The 25,640-nt window shown below is 51.8% G+C and carries 19 protein-coding genes and 3 tRNA genes; 11 read left to right on the top strand and 11 right to left on the bottom strand.

The genetic code is table 11. From position 1 onward, the window contains the following. The first annotated feature begins 70 nt into the window (after positions 1-70). Positions 71-364, top strand: coding sequence for a hypothetical protein (locus GALF_RS08300; RefSeq protein WP_013293606.1), 294 nt, complete (start codon positions 71-73; stop codon positions 362-364). Positions 365-606: 242 nt separating this feature from the next. Further along, the gene (locus tag GALF_RS08295) at positions 607-1,824 is read left to right on the top strand and encodes a recombinase family protein (RefSeq protein WP_041938035.1); all 1,218 of its coding nucleotides are present in this window, start codon (positions 607-609) and stop codon (positions 1,822-1,824) included. A 369-nt stretch (positions 1,825-2,193) separates the two neighbouring features. Here GALF_RS08295 and GALF_RS08290 read toward each other — a convergent pair. From GALF_RS08290 to GALF_RS08275, 4 genes are all read right to left on the bottom strand, one after another. Continuing rightward, positions 2,194-2,270: transfer RNA gene (locus tag GALF_RS08290), tRNA-Arg, on the bottom strand. Positions 2,271-2,352: 82 nt separating this feature from the next. Continuing rightward, positions 2,353-2,429: transfer RNA gene (locus GALF_RS08285), tRNA-Arg, on the bottom strand. Between the two features lie 35 nt (positions 2,430-2,464). Next, positions 2,465-2,557 (bottom strand) — tRNA-Ser (locus tag GALF_RS08280). 44 nt (positions 2,558-2,601) lie between these two features. Then, positions 2,602-3,834, bottom strand: coding sequence for an aspartate kinase (locus GALF_RS08275; RefSeq protein WP_013293605.1), 1,233 nt, complete (start codon positions 3,832-3,834; stop codon positions 2,602-2,604). A gap of 148 nt (positions 3,835-3,982) precedes the next feature. Here GALF_RS08275 and recJ point away from each other — a divergent pair, with 148 nt between their 5' ends. Then, positions 3,983-5,671 (top strand): single-stranded-DNA-specific exonuclease RecJ, encoded by a 1,689-nt coding sequence (gene recJ / locus GALF_RS08270; protein WP_013293604.1) that lies wholly within the window; start codon positions 3,983-3,985, stop codon positions 5,669-5,671. Between the two features lie 42 nt (positions 5,672-5,713). Then, on the top strand, positions 5,714-6,190 hold the full coding sequence (locus GALF_RS08265) for a DUF3124 domain-containing protein (protein ID WP_013293603.1): 477 nt from the start codon (positions 5,714-5,716) through the stop codon (positions 6,188-6,190). A gap of 23 nt (positions 6,191-6,213) precedes the next feature. On the opposite strand, the gene GALF_RS08260 is transcribed toward GALF_RS08265, so the two are convergent. The 3 genes from GALF_RS08260 to GALF_RS15700 are packed head-to-tail and all read right to left on the bottom strand — an operon-like array spanning position 6,214 to position 7,692. Beyond that, the gene (locus GALF_RS08260) at positions 6,214-7,008 is read right to left on the bottom strand and encodes a DODA-type extradiol aromatic ring-opening family dioxygenase (protein ID WP_013293602.1); all 795 of its coding nucleotides are present in this window, start codon (positions 7,006-7,008) and stop codon (positions 6,214-6,216) included. Continuing rightward, positions 7,009-7,479, bottom strand: coding sequence for a DUF4149 domain-containing protein (locus GALF_RS08255; protein WP_041938034.1), 471 nt, complete (start codon positions 7,477-7,479; stop codon positions 7,009-7,011). Between the two features lie 45 nt (positions 7,480-7,524). Further along, a complete protein-coding gene (locus GALF_RS15700) occupies positions 7,525-7,692 on the bottom strand; it encodes a hypothetical protein (protein WP_013293600.1) in 168 nt (55 codons plus the stop codon). 162 nt (positions 7,693-7,854) lie between these two features. Between GALF_RS15700 and GALF_RS08250 the strand changes: the two genes are divergently transcribed. The 3 genes from GALF_RS08250 to GALF_RS08240 are packed head-to-tail and all read left to right on the top strand — an operon-like array spanning position 7,855 to position 12,141. After that, positions 7,855-10,743, top strand: a complete 2,889-nt coding sequence (locus tag GALF_RS08250; protein WP_013293599.1) for a pyruvate formate lyase family protein — start codon at positions 7,855-7,857, stop codon at positions 10,741-10,743. Positions 10,744-10,765: 22 nt separating this feature from the next. Continuing rightward, positions 10,766-11,395 (top strand): hypothetical protein, encoded by a 630-nt coding sequence (locus tag GALF_RS08245; RefSeq protein ID WP_013293598.1) that lies wholly within the window; start codon positions 10,766-10,768, stop codon positions 11,393-11,395. Further along, complete coding sequence (locus GALF_RS08240) at positions 11,392-12,141, top strand: radical SAM protein (protein ID WP_013293597.1); 750 nt, start codon at positions 11,392-11,394, stop codon at positions 12,139-12,141. Before GALF_RS08245 ends, GALF_RS08240 begins: the two co-directional genes overlap by 4 nt. A 40-nt stretch (positions 12,142-12,181) precedes the next feature. Here GALF_RS08240 and GALF_RS15010 read toward each other — a convergent pair whose 3' ends face one another. Next, positions 12,182-12,964 (bottom strand): response regulator, encoded by a 783-nt coding sequence (locus GALF_RS15010; protein ID WP_013293596.1) that lies wholly within the window; start codon positions 12,962-12,964, stop codon positions 12,182-12,184. 224 nt (positions 12,965-13,188) lie between these two features. On the opposite strand from GALF_RS15010, the gene GALF_RS08230 reads away from it, so the two are divergent. Beyond that, the gene (locus tag GALF_RS08230) at positions 13,189-13,818 is read left to right on the top strand and encodes a response regulator (RefSeq protein ID WP_190274062.1); all 630 of its coding nucleotides are present in this window, start codon (positions 13,189-13,191) and stop codon (positions 13,816-13,818) included. A 42-nt stretch (positions 13,819-13,860) separates the two neighbouring features. Here the strand turns inward: GALF_RS08230 and GALF_RS15005 are convergent, their stop codons facing one another. The 3 genes from GALF_RS15005 to GALF_RS08210 form a co-directional block, all read right to left on the bottom strand. Beyond that, a complete protein-coding gene (locus GALF_RS15005) occupies positions 13,861-16,638 on the bottom strand; it encodes a bifunctional diguanylate cyclase/phosphodiesterase (RefSeq protein WP_013293594.1) in 2,778 nt (925 codons plus the stop codon). Positions 16,639-17,355: 717 nt separating this feature from the next. Further along, entirely contained in the window at positions 17,356-19,128 is a 1,773-nt protein-coding gene (locus GALF_RS15000) for a SapC family protein (protein ID WP_013293593.1), read from the bottom strand. Then, the gene (locus GALF_RS08210) at positions 19,122-19,358 is read right to left on the bottom strand and encodes a hypothetical protein (protein ID WP_013293592.1); all 237 of its coding nucleotides are present in this window, start codon (positions 19,356-19,358) and stop codon (positions 19,122-19,124) included. The genes GALF_RS15000 and GALF_RS08210 overlap by 7 nt, the downstream gene beginning before the upstream one ends. Positions 19,359-19,724: 366 nt before the next feature. On the opposite strand from GALF_RS08210, the gene GALF_RS08205 reads away from it, so the two are divergent. From GALF_RS08205 to GALF_RS08195, 3 genes are all read left to right on the top strand, one after another. Next, positions 19,725-22,223: an EAL domain-containing protein gene (locus GALF_RS08205; protein WP_013293591.1), complete on the top strand. Its 2,499-nt coding sequence runs from the start codon at positions 19,725-19,727 to the stop codon at positions 22,221-22,223. A 20-nt stretch (positions 22,224-22,243) separates the two neighbouring features. Then, positions 22,244-25,072 carry a PAS domain S-box protein gene (locus GALF_RS14995; protein ID WP_013293590.1) on the top strand — a complete coding sequence of 943 codons (2,829 nt, stop codon included), beginning with the start codon at positions 22,244-22,246 and terminating at the stop codon, positions 25,070-25,072. Positions 25,073-25,177: 105 nt separating this feature from the next. Further along, entirely contained in the window at positions 25,178-25,627 is a 450-nt protein-coding gene (locus GALF_RS08195; RefSeq protein ID WP_013293589.1) for a response regulator, read from the top strand. Positions 25,628-25,640: the final 13 nt, after the last annotated feature.

Raw genomic sequence — 25,640 nt, 5'->3', positions numbered from 1 at the left:
TAGCGGTTTCTGGGCATCGATATGAAGCAGGCGATGACGGGTTCCAACAAAAACAATAATAAGGAGTTTTATGACAGCAAATTATCAGGAGCAATTATGTAAAAAATCATTCGGCGATGTAGTCATTTCGGCGGCAGCTCAATTGTCGCTGGTTATAGATGCACTGAACGAGCGGAAAAATCGCTTGTTACTCACCGCACAAGTCGGCTTGCCCGACCATCAATTTGAAGCCTACCGAAAAATCCTGCTCGATGAGCTGGGTCGGAATGGATTTGAACGGGATTTGGAAGAAATCCTGAAGCAGCACACGGCACGGAATGGATCGGGCAGGCCTATACATGCAGGAAAGGAGGTGCCAGAATGAGTGAACATACCCACCCATATCATAATTCGCTTTAAACCGCAGTTGACGTTAGTCTCTGCGGAGGAATTAGCACTGCTTGAGTCCATTCTGCCTGATTTAATTCAGGCGATGCAGGCTGCGGAAGTGCATCAGCAACAATAATAACAAGAACGTCTGATGCGCATCATACATAAGCTGCGCTTCTTACAACCCGTACATCTCAGCCATCTGGGGTGTGCGGTTAACATTTTGGAGAGCATTTTATGCATGTAGCGCTATACGCACGCGTATCAACAACACGGCAGGCTGACAACGACCTGTCAATTCCCGATCAATTACGCCAGCTTCGTGAGTGGGCGGCAGCAAACGGTCATCTGGTTATACAGGAGTATGTAGAGCCTGGCGCATCGGCCACTGATGACAAGCGGCCTGTTTTTCAGCAGATGATCAGCGATGCAATGATGAAACCGGCTGCATTCGAGGTTATTGTCATTCATAGCCTGTCACGATTTTTTAGAGACGGCATTGAGTTTGGCGTCTATGAACGCAAACTCGCCAAAAACAAGGTCAAGGTGGTGTCTATCACGCAACCGACCAGCGATGATGCTGGCGGCGAAATGATGCGCCGTATCATCTGTATGTTTGACGAGCATCAATCCAAAGAGATTTCTAAGCACGTATCGCGGTCCATGAAGGAAAACGCCCGGCAAGGTTTTTTCAATGGTGCAAAACCGCCGTTTGGTTATCAGTCTGTGGCAACAGAACAATCGGCCAGCCGTGGGAGAAGTAAGAAAAAGCTGGCAATCGACGAAGGGGAGGCCAGTATCGTCCGTCAGGTATATGACTTATATCAGAACGGATTTGAGGGGCGGGTGATGGGCTGTAAGGAAATCGGCAAGCATTTGACGAGCCAAAATTTGCTGATGCGCGGTTGCGCATGGAATGTCCATAAAACTCACAAGCTACTTTCTGACACGCTTTACATGGGCGATTACTATTTCAATGTGATCGACTCCAAGACCGGTCAAAAACGTCCACCGGAGGAGTGGGTCAAAACAACGATTCCTGCAATTATTGATGCTGCCACTTTTGAGCGTGTCAGGTTAAAGCGTGAATCTCGTGCTCCTGGTGTGGTGCCGCCGCGCAGAGTCTCTTCACCGACGCTGCTCACGGGATTATTGAGATGCGGCGTCTGTGACCATGCCATGACGTTAGTCACGGGGAAAAGCGGTAAGTATAAATATTACAAATGCACTAGCCGACACAGCCAAGGTAATCATGCCTGTACGAGTGGTAATCTGCCGATGGAAAAACTCGATGAGCTGGTTTTGAGTCAGTTGTCCGAGCAGGTTTTTTCACCGGATCGCTTGAAAATCATGATGGAGGAACTGCGCAAACGTATTCAGTCATCGGAGAATGGACAGCAGGAGCAGATCGGAAAATTAAATTCGCAGATGAGGGATGTTGAAAAACGTCAGTAACGCCTGCTTGATGCGATTGAAACCGGTATTGTTGAATTGGATGAGACAACGCAACGTCGCTGCCAGCAGTTAAAAACTTCCCGCGAGGCAATATTTATTGAATTGGCGGGAGTTCGTCGTGATACTGCGATACCGGCAGGTGATTACTTGAAAGCGAGTCAGGTGGACGTATTCGGTAAGGTGTTGCGGGAAAAGCTGCTGGCGAAAGGTTCGCCGCTGGCTAAAAGCTATCTGAATGCGCTGGTGGATGAAATCGTGGTGGAAGAAAAAACCGCGACCATCAAAGGAAGTTACGTGGCATTGGCTGAAACTATGCAACAAATAAAAAAAGGCAGCTTGAAAAATCAAGTGCCTAGTTTTATACCGATATGGTGCGCCCGGAGCGATTCGAACGCCCGACCCCTTGGTTCGTAGCCAAGTACTCTATCCAGCTGAGCTACGGGCGCAAACTTGATACTGCTGAAAACTTTACTAATTTATCAAAGATGTCAGCATTGCTGCCTGACATTTTGATACTACATCCGAAACTGGTGCGCCCGGAGCGATTCGAACGCCCGACCCCTTGGTTCGTAGCCAAGTACTCTATCCAGCTGAGCTACGGGCGCAAACATGAGATTAAAAACGCTAACCTCAAAACTACTGGCGGAGAAGGAGGGATTCGAACCCTCGATCCAGGTTATCCCCGGATGCTCCCTTAGCAGGGGAGTGCCTTCGACCACTCGGCCACCTCTCCGAAGCCGCGCATTATAGGGATACGCGGTGTTCCTGTCAATTCTATTATGCAACTTCCTGATCGAGATCGAACGCCTTGTGCAATATGCGCACGGCCAGCTCCAGATACTTCTCGTCGATTACGACCGAAATCTTGATTTCAGATGTCGAGATCATCTGGATGTTGATGCCTTCTTCGGCCAGGGTGCGGAACATCTTGCTGGCGATACCGACGTGCGAGCGCATGCCGACGCCAACCACGGACACCTTGGCGGCCTTGTTGTCGCCGATCACTTTTCGCGCGCCGATGTGGGGCAGCACTTCGTTGTTGAGGATGTCCATGGTTCTGGAAAACTCATTGCGATGCACGGTGAACGAAAAGTCGGTCGTGCCATCCACGCCGACGTTCTGGATGATCATATCCACATCGATGTTGGCGTCCGAGACGGGGCCCAGAATCTGGTAGGCAATGCCAGGTTTGTCCGGTACGCCTAGTACGTTAACTTTGGCTTCATCGCGGTTAAACGCGATACCGGAAATAATGGCTTGTTCCATTTTGTCTTCATCCTCAAAAGTAATCAGTGTGCCTTCGCCTTCTTCTTCGAAGCTCGATAACACGCGTAGTTTGACCTTGTATTTACCTGCAAATTCTACCGAGCGTATCTGCAACACCTTGGAGCCGAGACTTGCCATCTCGAGCATTTCCTCGAAGGTAATGGTTTTCAGGCGGCGCGCTTCGGGAACCATGCGCGGGTCGGTGGTATAAACACCGTCCACATCGGTATAAATCTGGCATTCGTCGGCGCGCAGTGCGGCGGCGATCGCAACACCGGTGGTATCCGAACCGCCGCGTCCCAGCGTCGTGATATTGCCGTCCTTGTCCATGCCTTGAAAGCCTGCCACGATCACGACGCAGTCATTGGCCAGATCAGCACGGATGCTTTGCTCATCGATGCTGACAATGCGCGCCTTGGTGTACGCGTCATCGGTCAGAATTTTGACCTGCGCGCCGGTATAGCTCTTCGCATTGACGCCCAGTTCCTTGAGGGCCATCGCCAGGAGGCCGATTGTGACCTGTTCTCCGGTGGAAATAATGACGTCCAACTCGCGAGGATCAGGATTTTGCTGAATTTCACGCGCCAGTCCGATCAGACGATTGGTTTCTCCGCTCATCGCCGAGAGCACCACGACCACCTGATGGCCTTTTGCTTTGAAATTTGCGACGCGCCTAGCGACATTCTTGATGCGCTCTGTGCTGCCGACTGATGTACCACCGTACTTTTGTACTATTAGCGCCACGATATCTATCCGACTTAAAAAAGTATGACGATTTTAGCGCACCTGACCAAAAAAAACGAGTTCGTAGCGCTTGCATCGGGGGCGAAAGTCGATAATTTGACGCAGACGGGTGTTAAACTTGAGTCAATTTCAGCGTATTTGGCACACCATGACACAAATCACCCCACGGGACATTCCGGCAATCGCGTTTCATAATTTGACGGATGAGGGCTATCCGCCCGCAATGGCGAAAATATTCGCCGCGCGCGGCATCGAAAATAAGGTGCAACTTGACGCGACTTTCGCGCACCTTGTCTCGTTTGAGTATTTGAAAAACGCCAAGACCATGGCCGTCATGCTGGCCGATGCAATCGCGGCGCGAAAAAAACTGCTGGTCATTGCCGATTACGATTGCGATGGCGCGACAGCCTGTGCGGTTGCGGTGCGCGGTTTACGCGCGTTTGGTGCAAGCATTGATTTTATCGTGCCGAACCGTTTCGAATACGGCTATGGTCTCACGCCTGAGATTGTTCAGCTCGCCCATGAATCAAAACCCGATATTCTGCTCACGGTCGATAACGGCATCGCGAGCGTGGACGGCGTAGCGGCGGCGAACAGGCTCGGCATGCAGGTGTTCGTGACCGACCATCATTTGCCGGGTGATATGCTGCCCGATGCGGCCTGTATCGTGAATCCCAATCAGCCGGGCTGCGAGTTCCCCAGTAAACATCTGGCTGGCGTAGGCGTGATTTTCTACGTATTACTGGCCTTGCGCGCCGAATTGCGCAATCGCGGGCAGCTGACCGAAGCTCAGGGGCGGGCATTGCCGGAACTGCTCGATTTGGTTGCGCTGGGCACGGTCGCCGATGTGGTCAGGTTAGATCAGAATAACCGCATTCTGGTGCAACAAGGGCTGTTGCGCATCCGTGCCGGTCGCGCCTGCAAAGGCATCAGTGCGCTGTTGCAAGTCTCTAAAAAGTCGCCGGAAAAAATTGTCAGCCTCGATCTTGGATTTACCGTAGGTCCGAGGCTTAATGCGGCGGGGCGGCTCGATGACATGAGTCTGGGGATCAACGGGCTGCTGACCGATGATGAGGGCGTTGCAATGGGCATTGCCACCCAGCTCGACACGCTCAACCGCGAACGGCGCAGTATCGAGACGGACATGCAGGAAGGCGCACTGGCGGTGCTCGATACGGTCAATCCGCAGGATAATTTTAGCCTGACTTTATTCGATGAAAGCTGGCATCAGGGAGTGATCGGGATTCTGGCCTCGCGTCTGAAGGATAAATTTCACCGTCCGGTGATTGCTTTTGCCCAGGCGAATAGCGGCGAGCTCAAAGGTTCGGGGCGCTCCATCGCAGGATTGCATTTGCGCGATGCGCTCGATCTGGTCAGCAAACGCTCGCCTACACTGATCAAGAAATTTGGCGGTCATGCCATGGCCGCCGGACTCTCTATCGATGCGGCTGATTTCGACGCCTTTGTCGCGGCTTTTGAACAGGTCGCCAGTGAGCTGCTGACGCCGAATGACTTATTGCAACGCATCGAAACCGACGGTCCGCTCGATTCATCGGGTCTGACCTTGGAAGCTGCGCGACTTTTGGATGAGCAGGTCTGGGGGCAGGGCTTTCCTGCGCCCCAATTTGACGACGATTTCGAAGTGCTGAATCAGCGCGTGGTCGGTGAAAAACACCTGAAACTGCAACTGGCCACCGATGAGGGGCAATCGATCGATGCGATTTTGTTCGGGCACAACGAGCCGCTGCCGGAATTCATACACGCTGTGTACAGTTTAAGTATCAACGAATACAAGGGTGCGCAAACGCTGCAGTTGATCGTGCGGCATTGGGAGTAGTCGGTATAATTTGCAACGCGACGAATTACGGGAGAAATTGACATGAAAAATTATATGGTTGCGTTGCTGTTGTGGGCGCTTTCGGGCGCCGCGCTGGCCGATGAGCTGTTTTCCGGTCAGACGTTGTATTTGCCGGTCTATTCGCACATTTGGCACGGTGATCGCATCGGCGCTGAGGGGGCACCGCTGAAAATTCAGTTGTCTGCGCTGGTGAGCTTACGCAATACCAGTCTTAAAACTCCGATCAGAATTATTTCGGCGCGGTATTACAACACGGAAGGCCGCTTGCTCAACGAATACCTCATCAAGCCTGCCGTGATCAAGCCGATGGGCACGATAGAGTTGTTTGTCGAAAGGAAGGAGTCGGAAGGCGGTTCCGGGGCGAATTTCTTGATTCAATGGGACGCGGCCGTCCCGACTAATCCGCCTATGGTGCAGGCGGTACACGCCGAAATCAGAAGCGGTAACCATGCGCTGACCTTCATTACCACCGGTCACCCGATACAGGCGGATAAATAAGGTTGTTTATCATGTGACAGGGGCTAGATTCCCCGCCACAGATACGCATCCATGGATAAACTGCCGTAGGTAAAGTCGGGCTGATAGCGCGTCGGCGTATCGCCCTGTGCCGCACCCAGGGCGACGAACAGCGGCAAAATATGATCGTCGTGCGGATGGGCCTCTGCGCCATAGGGCGCGCAGCGATAGTCGAGCAGCGCCGTCTGATCACCGGCTGCGATCCGTTCGGCGATCCAGTCGGTAAATGTGCTCGCACGCTGATCGGGCGCCTTTTGCTCTGATGCACGCCAGTCGAGCCAGGAAAAATTATGCGTGATCGAACCTGTGGCGATGATCAGCACGCCCGCGTCGCGCAGTGGCGCTAAGGCGCGTCCGATCGCACTATGCGTCGCCGGGCTTTCATGCGCGACCAGCGAGAGTTGTGTGACCGGCACCGCAGCATCGGGATACATCACCGACAACGGCACCCATGCGCCATGGTCGAGTCCGCGATCGGGATGTAACTTTGTGGTGATGCCGGCAGCCGTTAGCAGTGCGGCCACCTGTCCGGCAAGAACAGGCGCGCCCGGCGCGGGATACTGTATCTGGTACAAGTCAGGTGAAAAACCTGAGAAGTCGTGCAGGGTTGCGGGCTGTGTGGCCTGACTGACCGTGGCCACCGCCGCTTCCCAGTGGGCGGATATGACAAGTATCGCCGCCGGTTTTGGGATTCGCTCGCCTAAGCTCTGCCAGCAGGCGCGCGTGTCAGCCGATTTTAACAGGGCATCCGGCGCGCCGTGCGAGACGAAAACGACCGGCATGCGCTCAATAATAGACATTTAGCGTTCGGCGGGTGGGTGAGCCGGCCGGCAGCCCTTAACGACCAGCAGCAGACCTAGCAGGCTCTCCATCAGATAGGCGATGCTGGAAAGTCCGTGCAGCAATTTAAAGCGCGCGGCATAGGCGCTGTCCATCACATTCAGCGGTGCGGCCTGTAATTTCAGCTCGCTCATCACAGGTTGAATGCCAAACTGGATGATCAAGGTCAAAATCAGCATGGCTGCGACAATCCAGAGCTTCGGTTCACGCAGGCGGCCGGACTGACGGGCAAAATAGAAGACTAAATAGCTGCCGAAAAGCAGGCCGAGATGAGCTGATATGGTAAACATCTCTCCTGCCAGCATGCCGGCCAACTGCCTGTCGGGTTGAGCGTGAAACAAAACAGGCACGGCAAGATAGCCGATGCCCCACAGGCTACCAACCCAGGCAGTCAGGGACAACGATGCTAAGTGATCGGTGATATTTTTCATGGGGATGAGGATATCACAGCATTCAGCCATGCAGCTTGTCGCGGCTCACTTGGCTGTTTTATGGAAAAAATCACATATCGCGTGCGTGAGGGTGTTTATCTTTGATTCCGGCTCTTCCCATTCCACGGTCTCGGCGTCATCCTGTAAATGCAGTTCTCTTAAGTCTTCAGGTGCGACGGCATAGAGCAGACCGGGTGAAAATTGTTGTTCCATGATGTTCTCCTTTATCCGAGTACCGTTTTCTAATGATTAATAGTATATACGGTAATATTATTAATGCAACTGGCTTAATCGCATAGACCTTTTGGCATATTGACGCTTCATCATCATAAATTTAGATTTAGAGGTGTGAATGCATGTCATATCGGGGGATGTATGGAGACGACGGGATCGGTTGGCGATAAGGGGGCGTTACCAGCCGGCGAGGAGCCGCTTGAAAAATCAGGATCTTCTCGCGTGATGACGCTGGCTGACCTGACGCTGAGTGGCCTGCTGTTAAGCGATTTTCCCGTGGTCATGGCTTGGCGAAAGCGCCTGTTTGATGAGATTCCGGAAATATGCGACGAGCTGCCGCGACTCTTGACCGGCTATGTGCGTACGCCGGAGGCGCAGAGTTTGTCGCCAGAAGTGCGGCGGGCACGCGCCGTGCGTCATGTGTTCGAGCACAAAAAGGCACTGGTACGCGCAAGTGACCTTTTGCCCGGGCAGACCACCACAAGTTTTGTGGGGCCTGTCATATACATGGATACCATCGGTTACTGCATCTGGCCCGAACTCAATACGGTTGAAACTCGTTCGCAAAATCCGTTCAAGATCAGTTCTGATGTGGCGAAACGCTTAAATAAGGAAATTTTTCCGTTCTGGCTGGATCAGCAACGTCCCGTTCAGGAAGCGGCCCGGGCGGCGGCGTACGACACAGGTGATTACCCTTTCATGGATGAGGTGAATGGCGATTCAATCGACCCCGCACTTAAAAAAATGGCGGGGGAAACGCCTAAGTGTCAGGAGTTGATGGAGCGTGTGGCGTTTTATTTGTCGGATAAATCCACCTGTGTCTCGCATACCGTGCCCGACTGGGACCGGCTGCTAAAGTATGGCCTTGACGGTTTGGCAGCGCAGATGCGATTCGATCTTGCGGTGGCTAATAGTGAGCCGGCGCGGCAGTTTTTGGCGGGCGTCATTGATACCTTTGAAGGCGCGATGACCTACGCTAACCATCTGGCGGAGGCTGCCGAGGCGGCTGGCAATAGTGAGCTTGCGCGCATCTGTCGAAAAGTGCCGGCACAGCCTGCCGATACCCTGCATGAAGCGCTGTCCGCGATCTGGATTTGTTACCATCTGCTGTTGCAGGAAAATACCAATTTCGGGCTGTCATTAGGCCGCCTGGATCAGCTGCTCAATCCTTATTATTTCAAGGAGTGGCAGAAGCTAGGCAGCGACGAGGCAAGGGCGTCCTATACCCGGCATGCAGTCGAATTAATCTGTCATTTCTTTTTACGTTGCTCGGATCATGTGCCGCTGTCCACTTCTGGTTCGGAGACCCTGTTTGCCGGCAGCGGTTCGAATCAGGCGCTCACCGTGGGGGGCACCCGTTATGAGAACGGACAAGTCGTCGATGCGGTCAATGACATGACTTACATTATTCTCAAGGCGACGGAACTGCTGAGCATCCGCGATCCCAACGTACACGCCCGCTACCATGCTGACGTGCATCGACGGGATGCGGACGGCAATTCCCTGTCTCGTGATGCGATGGATGATTACCTCAAGCGCATTTGTCAGGTCAATATCGCAACGCGCGCCACCCCGGCACTGCACGGTGACATTCCTGTTATCAGAAGCATGGCGGCTTATTATGCCGACCATAAAGGGGTGAGTGACGAAGAGGCGATGCAGGATGCCTGTGACTATGCGTCTATCGGCTGCATCGAGCAGAACGCGCCGGGCAAACATTACGGCAATTCAGGTTCAACCTTGCTGGTGCTACCTGCGGTGCTGGAGTTGGCGATATTCGGCGGAAAACATCGCTCCGACGGGACGGGGGGGACGGATCCTGATTTGTTCAATGGTCAACCGCGCTACACCTCAGTCCCGCTGCTCGGGATGACCTGCATGGAGGAGTTTGTCAGCGCCTTTGGCTTCCAGTTAAATGAGATGGCGAAGCATGCGGTGCAGAACAATAATTATCTGGGCAGGGTGATGGCGAAGGAGCGCGCATCGCCTTTTTTGTCCGGATTGTTTACGGGGCCTGTCAATCTGCCGGGCGAACAGGGGGCAAAATTTCGCGACGTGGCCGCGGGCGGTGCGAAATACAATTCGGCCGGGGTGGCCATCATCGGTCTGGCCGATGTCATCGATACATTCTGCATTCTCGATGAACTGGTGTTTAGCGGCAAAGTGAGTGCCGCCGAGTTGCTGTCCGCGATGGGTTCTGATTTTTCGGTTGCGAAGCACGCCAGCGAGCAGCACGACTGGCCGCATTATCTTGAGAAAATGCGTCGCTGGTTGCATCCCGATGCCACCGTTCCGTTGCCAGCGCTGAGCGCCGAGCGTCTAGCCGAAATTTGTACCGCCATTAAACATACCGCGCATTACGGCGCGGGTGTTGCACAGAACGGCATTTTTGACAACAGTCTGGCGGTGACGTATTCACGGCGGCTGACGCGAATGATCCATGAGGTGTTTTATGCATACCGTACCCACCGGGGCGGACGCTATCTGACGGGCTACTGGTCGATGACCAATCACGCCGGATTTGGCATGCTGACACAGGCAACACCGAACTTGAGGCGGGCAGGGCAGGCGTTCGCCTCCGGCATCACGCCCTGTCCCGGTATCGTCAAGCGCGACGGCACGCCTGTGATGGCGCTCGATCACATGCTCTCTGTCGCCGCTGTTGACAGCGATGCGGTGAAAAACGGCTACACCTATAACCTGAGTCTGACGACGCGGGGGGCGGCAGAGCGTTCTGCAGATATTGAATTATTTGCCCGCTATATGAGGGCCTTCACAGATAACAACGGTGTGCTGGTGCAGCTGTGCGTCTCGTCCATCGCTGATCTGGTCGCGGCTGATAAGGCCGCAGCGATGGAGGGGGCGGGGGCATTTGAGGCGCTCGCGCCTTACAAGGATCTGATGATACGCGTGGCAGGTTACTCGGCGTATTTTGTCACGCTGAGTGCGCAGATGCGCACGGAAATTATCGCGCGTGCCAATTTTTCGCTGAAGGATGGCACCGAGCAACATGCAGTTCATAGTCTGTAGCTGAATCTTTAAGGAGAAGAGCATGCATGCCGGTTTTCCTCAGTTGAGCTCCGGAATTTTTCGTACCCTCAATTCCGGTATGCAGGGCGATGCGCACCTGAAGAGTGTGCTCTCACAAGCTGGAGGGGGTATGGTTGCCGGGGGTATGGCGCTGGCACTCCGGTTGGGATTCAGTTTAATTTTGCGCGATGGCTTACTCGATGAGACGCAGTCGAGACGTGCAAAAATTTTTTTCGAAGATAATTTTAAGATCAGCGATCCGATGGTAACAGGGGGTATTCGGTACTATCAGGGGAAGTTTATGATCCGCACCCGGCAGGCCGGAGACAATATGAATGTGTTGCTGGAATTTTGTCCGAGTCCTGGAAATCTGTATCGCAACATGCCGTGGGGTGCCTGTCTGGATCCGTTTGCCGTAGTGCAAACTTCCGTGCTGGACGAGGAAGAAGCCGATGTGAAGGTGCGCTGTGTCGATCTGGTGATTCATTTTCGCGACAGTGCAACCATACTCGGTCTGATCGGCCAGGCTAATGTGGATATTGTCGGGCTGCTGCTGAAAAATCAAGTGCAGCTGACAGGTAATGTCGGGCATCTGTTCAAACTGGGTGCCATCGCCGCCGATGTGCAACGACTGATTGCGAGCGCGCCGTGAATGCCTTGTGCGGCAGGGTGTTCGACATTAAGCGCGATTGCAGCGAAGACGGGCCGGGCATCCGCACTACGGTTTTTTTTCAGGGGTGTCCGCTTCGCTGTCTTTGGTGTCAGAATCCGGAAGGTCAGGCACGGTCGAGCCGGGAGAGTGCGTCATACGACGGATCACGCTGGTATACGCTTGAAGAATTACGCTATCGTGTCTTGATCGACCGGCCGTTTTTTGACTCGACAGGGGGCGGCGTTACGGTTTCCGGCGGCGAGCCTGCGCATCAGATGCCATTCGTCGGCGCGTTCCTGAGTAGCCTTCAACGTGAAGGCGTCGATACGGCCATCGAGACCTGCGGTTTTTTCAATTACATGCACTTCGAGAAATACCTGTTGCCTTATCTGAATCGCATTTACTTCGATCTGAAAATCATGGATGAGGCTAGCCATCAAGCGCTGACGGGACAGTCAAACCGTCCCATTCTTGAAAATTTGCTGCATTTAAAGCGCGCAAGTGAGGTTCCTGTCATGGTCAGAGTGCCGCTCGTGCCAGATATGACCGCTACCGTGGAAAATCTCACTTTCATTGGACAGTTTTTGCGGAATCACGATATCCGCAAGGTCACCTTGCTGCCCTACAATCCACTCTGGCAGGATAAAGCGGTTCGGATGGGCAAAAGGAGGCATCTTGATGCAGGCTTCATGACCCCTGAACAGCTGGCCGATTGTGCCCGGCAGATCAATTCAGTGCTCAATTAAGCTCCTGGGAAGACGGCGTAGTTTTTCGAGTTCGCATCGTTTAAGCCAATTCTTGACTGACTATTTCTGCGATTTGTTCCAGCGCAACGTGCATCTGGCTAATCAGATTATGGGCAACGCCGGTGTCGCATATCGTTCGGGACGTTATTTCCAGTTGCTTGGATAATTCATAAAAATCGCTTGCACCGACCATTCTGGCTGGCGAACTGATGTGGTGAGCTAAGGTTGTGAGCGCGACAAAATCTTTAATTTCCAGCGCCGCGTTGATTTCGATGAGATCCAGGTGCGCAGAATCCAAAAAACTGCCGGTAAATTTCTGCAATTTTATTTTGTCATCGCCTATCCAGTTTGTCAGCACGGACAGATCGATTGGCTTTTTCGCTGCCCTTGGCAGGGCATGTGTCACAGTGATTTGAGTCAAACCGGTAATCATATGGTGTAGCCTTGCAGGCTCAAAGGGTTTTTCGATAAAATCATTCATACCGGCAGACAGACAGCGGCAGCGATCCTCATTTGAGGCGCTGGCCGTCATTGCAATCACAGGGGTCATCGCCAGCGTCGGGTCGGCACGAATTCGCTCTATCGTCTGGAAACCGTCCATCACAGGCATTTGCACGTCTAACAGCACGCAGTCAAACGGCTTTTGTTTCATTAAGTTGAGTGCTTCCATTCCGTTTTGTGCGATACACACAGCGGCACCGGCATTTTCCAAAATGTCGGTGATGATCTCCTGATTAAATACATGGTCTTCTGCAACGAGAATCTTGATGCCGTGCAGCGGAGTGCTTGTGTTGTTGGCTAAACGATCTTTCTGGTAAGGCATAAACGACTCCGCTAGGTTGAATGAAGCGCATTAAGTCATGTTGCTCGCTGACTACATTTAGCCTTCATCTGGTGCCGAAACCGTCTTTAAAACGGCCATAACGGCTAATTTGATCCGGATAATATCTGAATTATTTGCTGTCGTCTGAAACGTTCATCACGCGATAGGGGGTGTTTCGTGGAATAATAAGGGCTGCGGGTAACTTGATGCGAGAATGTATGCACGTGCGCTTAATTGTAACGGATGATCACGAACTGGTTCGGGCTGGACTGTTGCAGCTTTTTGAAGGTGCGCCGGGTATTGAGGTAGTCGGCGAGGCGGTCAATGGTGAAGAATTGATGCGCAAGCTGCAAGCAACGCAGGTTGACTTAGTGTTGCTTGATCTTGATATGCCGGGCGAAAATGGCGCAAATTTGATTGAGCGCATCAGACGACACTATCCCGATTTGCTAATCCTGATACTCAGTGCGCATGATGAAATTAAGGTTGTGTCGCGTGCGGTTCAGGCGGGTGCATCAGGTTACATTTGCAAAGATTGTTCTCCAAAAACGCTGCTGGAAGCGATTCATAAAGTCGTTGCGACGGGCAAGTATCTCTCACCGTTGATGGCAGAAGAGTTGGCTTATACGAGTGCTATTCCACAAGCAAATAATTCATTGGCTTTGTTGTCCAGCAGAGAGCAGGAGATTTTTCGGCTGCTCGTGGAAGGACTCAGCAATGACGATATTTCCCGGCAATTATTTATCAGCGACAGAACGGTCAGTGCGCATAAAATCAATCTGCTCAATAAGCTGGGATTAAAAAACGTCGTCGAACTGGTCCACTATTCGATTCAACATCAACTGTTTGTTTGATTGTAGCTGTTTTCAATCTTTCGGATTGAAAATTGATGCGGGTTAAATGCAAGCCGCGGCAGTTGAATCGCTTGATAGCAATGACTCGAACTGCTCAATGGGCATCGGTTTGCCAAATAAATAGCCTTGAAAGTGTGAGCACTGATTTTTCAGCAGAATTTGCCGTTGAATTTCGGTTTCTACCCCTTCGGCGATCACATTCAGGTTCAGACTGTGCGCCATGGCAATGATAGTGCGCACAATGGCCTGATCGTTGTAGCCCGTTGCCAGATCGCGCACGAAGGATTGATCGATTTTGAGTTGGGCTAGCGGCAGACGCTTCAAATACTGTAATGACGAATATCCTGTGCCGAAGTCATCCAGCGAGAACTGTACGCCGAATTCCTGCAAACTGCGCATGGTGGCAATTGTATCGTCCAGATTATTGAGCAGCATACCTTCGGTCAGTTCCAGCTTCAGCAACGCCGGGTTGATGTCGTGTCTTTCAATGACAGATCGGACTTCGGTTGCGAATCCGTTCTGGTGGAACTGGCGGGCGCTGACATTGATGGCGAGAATCAGCTGAGCGGTCGCGGGATTATCCTGCCATTTTTTCAGTTGTGCACAGGCTGTTTCGAGTACCCATAAACCGATGGGTAAAATTAGACCGGTTTCCTCTGCGACGGGCACGAATTGTGCCGGTGAAATGATGCCGTTCACAGGATGAATCCAGCGCAGCAGCACTTCTGCACCGATAGTCTGGTGCGCGCTGTCTACCTGAATCTGGTAATGCAACTGTAACTGCTCATTTGCAAGCGCTTTGCGCAATTCCGCTTCAAGATTTGCACGCGAACTGATGGTGTCCTGCATGCGTTGATCGAAGAACCTCAACTTGTTACGGCCCGATTTCTTCGCTTGATACATTGCGATGTCGGCTTGCTTCAGGGGCTCGTCCTGTGATTGCCCGTTGTTGCTGAATAGTGAGATTCCGATGCTAACAGAGCTGTGAAATTCGTTGGTGAGCAATTGGTAGGGCATCCTTAATGCCGCCAATATTTTTTCCCCGATGACCTCGGTTTGCGCAGCGGCTTCCACCGATTCGATGTTCAGGTCCTCGAGCATGACGACAAACTCATCTCCGCCGATGCGCGCCACGGTATCGATTTCCCGTACACACGCTTTTAAGCGATGTGCGACCTGTTTGAGCAATAAATCGCCAATATCATGTCCCAGTGTGTCGTTCAGGGTTTTGAACTTGTCCAGATCAATGAAGAGCAGTGCGCCATTTTTACCGGTTCGCAGACCTGATGCCAGCGCATAGTTAAGTCGGTCGAGCAACAAGCGACGGTTGGGCAAGCCTGTCAGCGTGTCGTAGAACGCTAGGCTGATAATCTTTTCTTCGGCCATTTTGCGTTCAGTCAGATCCGTATAAGATCCGACATAATGCGTGACGACACCGTTTTTACTCTTAACTGCATAAATGTTGAGCAGCTTAGGGTAAATTTCGCCATTCTTGCGTTTATCCCAAATTTCTCCCTGCCATTTTCCGGTTTGTTTAATTTGCCGCCACATCTCGTGGTAAAACTCTGCGCTGTGGCGATCTGTTTTTAGCAGGCTCGGCGTTTTTCCTACGGCTTCTTCGCTCGTGTATCCGGTAGTTGCGGTAAAGACCTGATTGACCTTCAGGATAATGCCACGGGAATCAGTGATGATCATCGATTCCTCAGATTCAAATGCGGTGGCTGCGATGCGCAAATCTGTTTCGGCTAATTGGGCTCTGACATGCGTACGCGCATGTTTTAAGCTGGAGAAAAATATCAGGCCCAGCAACAGTGTACTCACAGGAATCAGACGCTCTCCCAATACCTTTGTTCTGGAAAGCAGCTGCGCTCGGGGAATATGTCTGACCACTTTCCAGTCGAGGTTTTGCGTTGCATTGAAATCGGCGCTGTAGGCTACACGTTTACTTGGGGTAATGCTGGCAGGATAAATGCTCGCGAATGTCCATAACCCGTCAGCGGTCATAAACTGCCCCTGTGTATGGCCGCCGATATGCTGCCATGCAACCGGTTTACTGTTCGCTATCGACTGCGTATCCGGGTACGGCGGATTGCTTAAGGTTTCTACCCCGGGTGATTTCTCGAGATAATAGCCGTCCCGGTTGACCAGCATGGCATGCTCGTCGCCGGTCGGGGCGGAGGAAATAAATTTCTGAACCAGAATTTCACTTGGATAGTTGAATACGATCACACCGTGTTTATATCCATTGATATCGACAACCGGTGTTGCGATGCGCAGGATGTGTTTGCGCGCCAATTCGGCTGACTCGGCATCGAGATCGTGCGGGCTGACATAAATTTCGCCGGCATTGAGCCCAAGCGTCCGGGTGAAATAATCGGCAGTGGATTTGTTGGTCAGTTTTTCTTCGGGGATCAGGTTGGTGTGATGACCGTTGAAATGAACACGGGCTCGCTCCATGCCGGTTTCATCTATCCAGCTGATTTCGTCGTAATGTTTGCGGCTTTGTGAAATCAGACGCAAATCATGCAAAAAACGCCACGTCAAACCAGATGATTTGTTTGCGATGAGTTCCTGTAAACTCAGGTTTTGAGCAACGAGATAGGTGTCGCTATAAATCCCTTCCAGCGTTTGTTCAACCGCGCCCTTTGCAAGTGAAATTTTTGCATTTTCACTGAGGCTTTGCGCAATAAACTCTCTTTGCTCTTCTGATTTATATAAATAGACGGCCGATGCGATGACGAGCAATGCGAATGGCAGAAACCATATCAACAGATGAAAGAGTACGGACTTTTTCTTTAACTTAAGATTGAGAGCGGACATGTGGATTTGCTCAGGTGGCCATGTCAATCAGCTTTTGCGAATACCGGGTGCGGGAAATGACCGTGTTTGTCGACGTGCGGCATCCCTGGTGCGTAATTCCTGCATTTTAGGCGAGCCCGGCGAGCAACTCTTCAAGTCGGCAGTCAGAGAAGGGCGCTGTTCGGACGATAGTATCAGGGGCGCTTTAGGGCCGGTGGGCGGGGTTGGATTCATGAATTATCGTGATCGAATTGAAGGTGAGATGGCTAAAATGGGCTGGGGAGCGGTTGATCAAACTTTTTTCATTATGCACAGATCACTTCGTCTGACACCATTAGAGAGTACTGATTTTATCTAAGGAAATTCTTATGCTTTGTCCGTCAGAGACGGACTGAGGCCCATAGGATTTATGGGGTAGCGGGATGCAAGTCGATGAGGATACTAGGCGTGTTGGTATAGCCTGGGTGCGGTTAACGTCGTAACGGCTACTTGGTAGCCTTTATAATTGTTCAGATTCGATCAGACGGCAGTCCGTGTAGACTTGCTCGCGATCGGTGTTGATTTCAGCGATCGGCAGCTAGCGCTGCGCCAGTGGATCGATATCGGGAAGGCGTCGATCTTAAGGAGGTCAACGCTTTGAGGGCCGTGTTGCGATGATTCAATACCGTCCTGACCATGCGCCCTTTGGATGCAGGCCGGTTTTCGAAACGGAGCCGCTTGATGGGATCTGCGTGTTGTTTAGGGCAGCGTTCTTGCCAGACGTAAGCCGTTATTGTTGACGCGCTCCTTCGCTGAACGTTTGTAGCGGTTGGCTGCCCGAGGCGTGTCTTCATCATTGGACCAGGAACCGCCGCGTAACACGCGCGTATCGCATGTCTCTTTGCGATCACCTTGTGTCGCGCGGGTGTGGTAGCAGTCGTCAACCCACTCCCAAACATTGCCGCTCATGTCATACAATCCCCAGGCATTCGCCTGTTTCAATGCGACCGGGTGGGGCGTTTGGGTGTTGTACCAGGCTAATTCATCTGGATTGTTGCCGCCGCAATAGCGTTGATTTTTGCCCGCGCGGCAGGCGTACTCCCATTCCGCTTCGCTGGGCAGACGATACGACTTTCCCGTTATCCTATTGAGTTCATTAATAAATTCATGAGCATCGTTCCAACTGATATTCTCGACCGGGCAGTTGTCGCCGCACTGTTTAAATGCCAGCTTTTCAGGCAGATGCCCCATCACGCTCACCCATTGGCCTTGTGTGACCTCCGTCTTGGCTAACTCAAAGGCCGGGCTAATGTGGTTTTGCTGGATCGGTTTTTCATCCTTATCACCGTCCGTCGAACCCATCTCGAATGTCCCCGGTGCTATACGTATCATGGCAGTACTAAAGGGATCGGTCAGCGCGGGCGAAGAAGCGGTGGGGGGGGTAGGGCTCGGTGTCGAAGGGGCGGTTGTATTTTTTGAACCTGTCAAAAAATAGACGGTGAAAATAACTGCGCCGGCCGATGCACCCAGTGCCCATCGCCATTGGAGGGGCTTTTTCGTATTGATTAGGGTATCGAGAGGTTCGGGTATCTCCGGCACGATGGGTGTTTCGGTTAAACTTTGCGTGTAACGCTGCTTATGCACTTGCGCCAGACGATTTGCCTCATCGCTGAGCTTTTTGGCAATTTCCTGTTTGCGGAGTATTTCCTGTTGATCATCGACTGAAATAATCGGCGGCGTGTCAACGATTCTGGCTTTGAGTGCCGGTCGCTGGATTATTTGTTCTGCGCGGCGCGGGAGGGGCTCAGGTTTGTTAGTGGCCTTGTCCGCGTTTAATGCCAATTGCCTGTTCGCGGTGTGGATCAGACCGGGCAGGTGATCCTGTGAGGCAAGTTGCAAGTAAGCTAATTGTAACGCACCGCTGTGGAACAGCCCGGGCAGGGCGGCATCACTCAGTTTTTTGAGTTTCGCTTCATCGATTGAGTAGAGCGCGGGAAAATCGATGTTGTTGCCGTCGCATTTCAGCGGCGACAATAAGTCCAGCTGCTTGAGTTGCTCCGCCATCAGGCGTGTTTGTGCGAGCCGCTCAGCGTAATGCTGGGAAAATTGCAACTCATCATTCGCGCGCGGTTGTAATACCCCCTCTGCATCAACGAGCAGTTCACCCGTTGTAAAATTCAGCGCACGCGAGGTCTCGTCCAGATAAATCTTTGCGGGTTGATCTAGGTTCGGTATAAACGGGTAGCGTTGCAAGGCTTGCGGGATATAGGCGGCACGCCATAGGCCCGTGGTACTGACCAGCAGATTGCCTGTGGCGGGAAGACCGAACAGTACGACAGGGCACAATTGTTCATGCTCGTCGTACATGAATGAGATGGGAAGCTCTTGGGCTGCGCTGGTCAACTCATCAAACGTGACGGGTATCGAAGTGCAATTGCGAGCGAACCCGTAATCCGGCTTTGCCTCTTCAATTCTCAGATTTTGATGCGAGCCGGAATTGAGCTCAACGAGAGTTCCATTAAAATTTAACATTCGAATTTAATAGGTTGGTTAATTTTAAATATCGTGCCTGTTAAATCGCACACGGTCAGTGAGCCTATCCATCGCACGCAGTAAATACCGTGCACCGTCACGCCGGCAAAATATGTGTTTTCGCGCAGATTTGATAAGCGTTGTGCGGCAAAACGCATTGCAGCGGTGTTCAGCAAGTCGGGGAGAGGGGGCTTGAGAAGGTCAGGGCGATGTGTGCCGCGCAGGATCATATTCGAAACTCTCAAAAATATAGGCGGATGTATAAATAATCCGTCTTTAAGTATCTGAAGCTTACCATGGGAGGAACGCCCCTTGCTAATTCGAAGTTCGGATTGTGCGCGAACGGTTATGAATTATGCTGGATTCTTTGTGGCGCTAAATTTAGCAATTTTAAAGGCGGCCTAGCTGTTTTTCGATGAAACATTGTTATTTTGACCGCAAATTTCCTCCCGTCTGATACCATGCGGCTAGGAGGAGTGAACGAGCGAATTTAAGGGATTTTATAAATAAAAATCATCGTTCCTGCAGTACATTATGCCCATAAATAAATTCGCGTCACGCAAGTTAAGTCAACCGGATTTTGTTGGAATTTTAACTTGCTGCGCGTACGGGTGTTCAAGTTGAACACCCAATATTCTGTATTACTGGTCGAAGACGAGCCGGCGGATGCGCATTTGGCGCAGCAAGCACTGCGCGCCAGTCGTTCACCTGTTTTCAGCGTCGTTTGGGTCACTACACTGGCCCTCAGTTTGCTGGAACTCAAACAACAGCGCTTTGACGTGTTGTTGCTGGATTTATCCTTACCTGATTCCAATGGAATTGAAACCGTGCATCGCATACGCGAGGTCGCATCCGAGATGCCGTTGGTCGTGCTCACGGGACACGACGATACCAGTTTTGCGCTGCAGACACTCGAAGCGGGCGCTCAGGATTATCTGGTCAAGGGGAAATTTGATACCGATGCGTTAGTGCGCTCGATTCGTTACGCAATCGAGAGAAAACTACTGTCGGTTAATTTGCAGAAAAGCCACGATTTATTGCACAAACTCTCAGATCATGTACCCGGATTGATTTTTCAGTTTCGTCTCGATGTGGACGGCCATATGAGTTTTCCGTTTGCCAGCCGTGCGATGTTGGAGCTGTATGGCGTAGAGGCTGATGCGGTTCGTGACGATGCTACCGCGGTGTTTGCCTTTCAGCATCCGGATGATACAGCCGGTATTGCCGCATCGATACAAGAGTCCGCCCGTACCTTGACGCCTTGGCATCATGAGTATCGCATCTTGTTACCTGAGCAGGGTGTTTGCTGGCGCAGGGGTGACGCCAGACCCGAAAAACAGGTAGATGGCAGCATACTGTGGCACGGTTTTATTACCGATATTACCGAAAATAAAAAAATTGAAGCGCGTCTTGAGTTGGCATCAAGGGTCTTTGAGACCACGGGGGAGGCGATTGTTGTCACCGATGTCAGCGGCGCCATCATCGCGGTCAATCCAGCTTTTTGCCGCATTACCGGATACAGCGAAGCTGAGGTGGTCGGTAAAAATCCCCGTATGTATAAATCAGGGCTGCACAAACAAGCTTTTTACCGTGACTTCTGGTCGGAATTGATCAAGCATGGTCAGTGGTGCGGTGAAATCTGGAATCGCCGTAAAAATGGCGAGCTGTATGCACAGTGGGAGTCGGTCACGACCATTAAAGATTCGAAGGGGAATACCAGCAGTTATGTCGCGGTATTTTCCGATATGAGCGAAATTAAAAAGGCGCAGGCAGAGGTCGAAGAGCTATCCTGGCGTGATCCTCTGACGGGGCTGGCTAACCGCGCGTTGTTTTTGCGTCAGGTAGAGCAGGCGCTAGTGAGTTCTAAGCGCGATGATTATTTTGCTGCGGTGTTGTTGATTGATCTGGATCGCTTCAAGGAAATCAACGAAGCGCGCGGATTAGCGATCGGAGATGCCTTGCTGCGCTCTGTGGCGGATCGCCTAGGGCAGACTTTGCATCGCGATGATCTGCTGGCGCGCTTAGATTCGGACGAGTTTGCCGTGTTGCTGCCGAGATTGCATATTCCCCGTGAAAAAGCGGGGCGCGAGGCATTGGCGGTGGCAGAAAAATTGCGCGCTGCATTACGCTGCGCGATTGAAATGGATGGCGAGTTTATTCATGTCGATGCCAGTATCGGTATTGCCATGCTGCCCGATACGCCTCAGGAAACCGCGATTGATGTGTTGCGTCAGGCGGATATGGCGATGACGAATGCAAAGGCAGAGGGGCGCTCGCGCACCATGTTCTTTGAGTCATTGATGGGAGAGACCGTCAGGGCGCGTTTTCAGCTGGAGGCAGAGTTGCGTCTGGCAATTTTAGAGGATCAGCTGCGACTGTATCTGCAACCGCAGGTGAATTCGTCGGGCGTGCAGGTCGGTGCAGAAGCGCTGGTGCGCTGGCAGCATCCCACGCGGGGTCTCACGCTTCCCGGTCTGTTTATTCCGTTAGCGGAGTCATCTGATCTGATCATATCGATTGATCGCTGGATGTTATCGGCTGTTTGTCGATTGCTGGCCGAGCTGGATGCTGAGGGGAGTTCAATCAGGCTGTCGGTCAATATCAGTCCGCGTCATTTTCAGCAGGCAGATTTCGTCAGCGAGATCCAGCATCAATTAGAGGCGAGCGGTGCGGATCCCAGCCGCTTGGTACTTGAGCTGACCGAAGGGATCGTGATCGGTGATATTGGCGATGTGATCGCCAAAATGACCCTTTTATCGACGTTGGGGATCCATTTTTCCATCGATGATTTTGGCACCGGCTACTCGAGTCTGGCCTATATCAAGCGACTGCCTATCCATGAGCTGAAGATAGACAAGAGTTTTATTCAGGATTGCACCAGTGATCCTAATGATGCCGCGCTCGTTGAGACGATCCTGTCTATTGCAAAACACCTGCATTTTCAGGTGGTGGCCGAAGGGGTGGAAACGCTGGGTCAGAGCGAATTTTTGAATGCGCGCGGACAGATTATTCATCAAGGCTATTTGTATGGTCGTCCTGAACCCGCCGCAGTGTGGCGGGCGCGTCTGTCGCAGTCGGGCGCGACAGATTTGTAACGAGATTAAAGGCCGTTTCCATGCTAAAAGATACCGTTGCGCCTTCACGATTTTTCTTGCAAATGGTTGCGGGCGCAGTGCTAGTGAATCTGGCGATGTTTTTTCTGGTCGGTTTGATACTGTACCAAAGTTATCATCAGTATCAGCACAATGCCGAGAAAATGACGCAGAGTCTGGCGCATATTCTGGAAGAGAGTTTTTCCGGCATGCTTGCGCGAGTGGATGCCTCCATGCTGTCGGCGATCGATGAGGTGCAGCGACAGTATAAAAGCGGAAAAATCAATCCGGCGGAGCTTAATGTTTTTTTGCAAAAACGGCAGGTGCGTTTACCTGAAATCGACAATCTGCGCATTGCAAATTCGGCAGGTATAATCAGCTATGGTACGGGCGTTTTACCCGGTTCAAATGTCGATATTAACGATCGAAAACATTTTATTTATTTCAAGTCGAAAAACGACGATCGCCTGTTCATATCTGAACCTGTATTTGCCCGCATCGACAAAAAATGGGTGCTGCCGATTGCGCGCCGACTCAATCACCCGGATGGCACGTTCGCGGGCATTGTGTATGCGTTAGTTTCACTGGAAAAAATTTCGACTTCATTTTCGCATCTCGAGGTGGGAAAGGGCGGCATCGTAAATCTCCGCGATAGCGACATGAACATCATCGTGCGCTATCCTGAACCGTCATCTGCTCAGGCGACGATAGGAAAAAATACCATGACCCCGCAGTTGAAATCCTCTCTCGAGGCGGGGCTTACCAAGGGCACTTATCGGGTGGCGGGCATTTTGGATCAGGTCGAACGAACCTACTCCTATCGTAAAGTGTCCGGTTATCCGCTTTATATTACCGTTGGTTTTTCCGCTGATGATTATCTGGCGCAATGGCGCAATTCCTCTTTAAAGCTGGTCGGGCTGTCGGCGGTATTTCTTGTTATTTCCGTTTTGTTGCTCGGTATGCTCTACAGAGGCGAGCGCCGGCGCCGGGAGGCGGTGGATGCCTTGCAGATATTAAATCGGGATTTCATGACGTTGCTGGAGAGCACGACTGACTTTATCTATTTTAAGGACCGGGATAGCCGGATTCGTTTTTGCAGCCAGACGCTGGCCAATATCACCGGGCATCAGAACTGGCGCGAGATGATAGGCAAGCATGATCTGGAAATTTTTCCTGAAGATGTGGCGAAAATTTATTATGAGGAGGAGCTGCCTCTGTTCAATAGCGGGTCGCCTATTCTTAATCGGATCGATCCTTATTATGATTCAGCAGGGCGGCAAGGTTGGGTCAGCACCAATAAATGGCCGGTGTTTGCCGAGGATGGCAAGACGGTGACGGGCATATTTGGCATCAGTCGCGACATCAGTGATTTTAAACGTGCGGAAATTTCATTGCGTCTGAGCGAGGCGCGTTATCGCGCGACCTTTGATCATGCCGCCGTGGGCATTGCGCAAGTATCCACGGACGGTGTGTTTTTGGAAATCAACCGGGTATTTTGCAATATTATCGGTTATACGCAATCTGAGGTGTTGTCGCAGCATTTTTCTTTCGGGCAAATTACCTATCCGGAAGATCTGGCCTCAGATATGGCGCAGGTGCAGCGTTTGCTCAGTGGTGCGGACGATCATTATGAAATGGAAAAACGCTACATTCGCAAGGACGGGGGGATTGTTTGGGTTAATCTTTCGGTCGCGCTGCTGCGTGATACGGAGGGACTTGCGCTGTATTTCATCAGTTCAGTGGTCGATATTACGCAGCGCAAGCAGGCAGAAGCACAGCTGCTGGAAAGTGAAGCGCATTTGCGCGCGATCATTAACAATGAACCCGCATGCATTAAGATCGTTGACGATCAGGGCATACTGATCCAGATGAATCCGGCCGGTTTGGAGATGATTGAAGCCGATTCACTGGCGCAGGTTGCCGGTCGCCCTGTCACCGGTGTGATTGCCCCCGAGTATCGCGAGGCATTTTTGCAAATGCATAAGCGGGTGATTGCCGGCGAGTCGATGCAATTGAAATTTGAAGTGTTGGGCTTAAAAGGCGGCCGACGCATGCTGGAGACACACGCCGTGCCGATGGAAGCGTACGGCAAGCGGGTACAGTTGGCGGTCACACGCGATATCACCGAGCGGCAGCGGATCGAAGATGCGCTCAAACGCTCCAACGCGGATCTGGAACGCTTCGCCTATAGCGTTTCGCACGATATGCGTCAGCCGTTGCGCGCGGTAAGCGGTCATCTGCAATTGTTGCAACATAGCCTCAAAGAGCAGCTGAGTGAGGACGATTTGTTGAATATGAATTTTGCACTCGATGGTGCAAAACGCATGGATTCGATGATTGTCTCGCTGCTCGACTACTCTCGTGTCGGCAGAAAGACCGGCGAAAAACAAGGGATAGAGAGCCGCGCGGTTTTGGATGAGGCGCTGAGTTTTTTACAACCGATGATCCAGGAATCCGCAGCGCAGGTTACCTTCCAAGGGGTATGGCCGCAGCTCTTCGCCAGTCGTGACGAACTGACGCGATTATTTCAAAATTTGATTGGCAACGCCATCAAATTTCACGAATCCGGGCAAGCGCCCCTGATTGAAATCAAATCGGTTGTGGCAAAAGCAATGTGGCGCGTTAGCGTTAAAGATCATGGCGTGGGCATTGATCCCAAGCAAGCCGACCGTCTGTTTCAGTTCTTCAGTCGTTTGCAGTCGCGAACCATTTTTGAAGGGACTGGCATGGGATTGGCGTTATGCAGGCGTATTGTTGAACATCACGATGGTCGTATCTGGGTCGAGTCTGCCGGAGTCGGCTCGGGTAGTACCTTTATTTTTGAATTGCCCGTTATTACTCACGATCATTGAGTTCCGCTTTAACCTTGTATAGGGTGTTGTTTTGCGTGCTAGTATTTATTAAACCGGAACTGTACACCGTCATGTCAGCCTATGTGCTGCAACGAGGAGAGATGAATGTTGATGAACCATGCCCAAGCCTTTGATGTCTTGCTGGTGGAAGATGAGCCGGCTGATGCGAATCTGGTGCGTTCTGCACTCAAAAGCAATAAGGTTTTTTGTAATTTACATCACGAACTCGACGGGGTGGATGCCTTAGCGTTTTTGCGCAAGCAGGGAGAGCGTTACAAGAATGCGCCTCAACCTGATCTGATCTTATTGGATTTGAACATGCCCCGCATGAATGGACGAGAGTTTCTCGCCGAAGTCAAAAAAGATCCCGATTTGTCCGTGATTCCGGTGGTCGTACTAACGACTTCTGATGTAGAGCGTGATGTGGTCGCGTCATACAAACTGGGGGCGGCAGGTTATATCACTAAGCCGGTTGACATGAATCAGTTCATTGATGCGATCAGGCAACTAGACAATTATTGGTTTACTTTGACCCGGTTACCCAGAAAAAGCTAACCTTATGATCGTG

Origin of the sequence: Gallionella capsiferriformans ES-2, from assembly GCF_000145255.1 — a bacterium.
GTDB classification, from domain to species: Bacteria; Pseudomonadota; Gammaproteobacteria; order Burkholderiales; family Gallionellaceae; genus Gallionella; species Gallionella capsiferriformans.
This window is presented reverse-complemented; position numbering and strand designations above follow the sequence as displayed.

Coding starts and splice junctions, on each gene's coding strand:
- GALF_RS08260 (WP_013293602.1), bottom strand. CDS start 7,008: ATGTCTATTATTGAGCGCATGCCGGTCGTTTTCGTCTCGCACGGCGCG.
- GALF_RS08250 (WP_013293599.1), top strand. CDS start 7,855: ATGGAGACGACGGGATCGGTTGGCGATAAGGGGGCGTTACCAGCCGGC.
- GALF_RS08255 (WP_041938034.1), bottom strand. CDS start 7,479: ATGAAAAATATCACCGATCACTTAGCATCGTTGTCCCTGACTGCCTGG.
- recJ (WP_013293604.1), top strand. CDS start 3,983: ATGACACAAATCACCCCACGGGACATTCCGGCAATCGCGTTTCATAAT.
- GALF_RS15700 (WP_013293600.1), bottom strand. CDS start 7,692: ATGGAACAACAATTTTCACCCGGTCTGCTCTATGCCGTCGCACCTGAA.
- GALF_RS08300 (WP_013293606.1), top strand. CDS start 71: ATGACAGCAAATTATCAGGAGCAATTATGTAAAAAATCATTCGGCGAT.
- GALF_RS15000 (WP_013293593.1), bottom strand. CDS start 19,128: ATGTTAAATTTTAATGGAACTCTCGTTGAGCTCAATTCCGGCTCGCAT.
- GALF_RS08265 (WP_013293603.1), top strand. CDS start 5,714: ATGAAAAATTATATGGTTGCGTTGCTGTTGTGGGCGCTTTCGGGCGCC.
- GALF_RS14995 (WP_013293590.1), top strand. CDS start 22,244: ATGCTAAAAGATACCGTTGCGCCTTCACGATTTTTCTTGCAAATGGTT.
- GALF_RS15010 (WP_013293596.1), bottom strand. CDS start 12,964: ATGCCTTACCAGAAAGATCGTTTAGCCAACAACACAAGCACTCCGCTG.
- GALF_RS08295 (WP_041938035.1), top strand. CDS start 607: ATGCATGTAGCGCTATACGCACGCGTATCAACAACACGGCAGGCTGAC.
- GALF_RS08245 (WP_013293598.1), top strand. CDS start 10,766: ATGCATGCCGGTTTTCCTCAGTTGAGCTCCGGAATTTTTCGTACCCTC.
- GALF_RS08195 (WP_013293589.1), top strand. CDS start 25,178: ATGTTGATGAACCATGCCCAAGCCTTTGATGTCTTGCTGGTGGAAGAT.
- GALF_RS08210 (WP_013293592.1), bottom strand. CDS start 19,358: ATGATCCTGCGCGGCACACATCGCCCTGACCTTCTCAAGCCCCCTCTC.
- GALF_RS15005 (WP_013293594.1), bottom strand. CDS start 16,638: ATGTCCGCTCTCAATCTTAAGTTAAAGAAAAAGTCCGTACTCTTTCAT.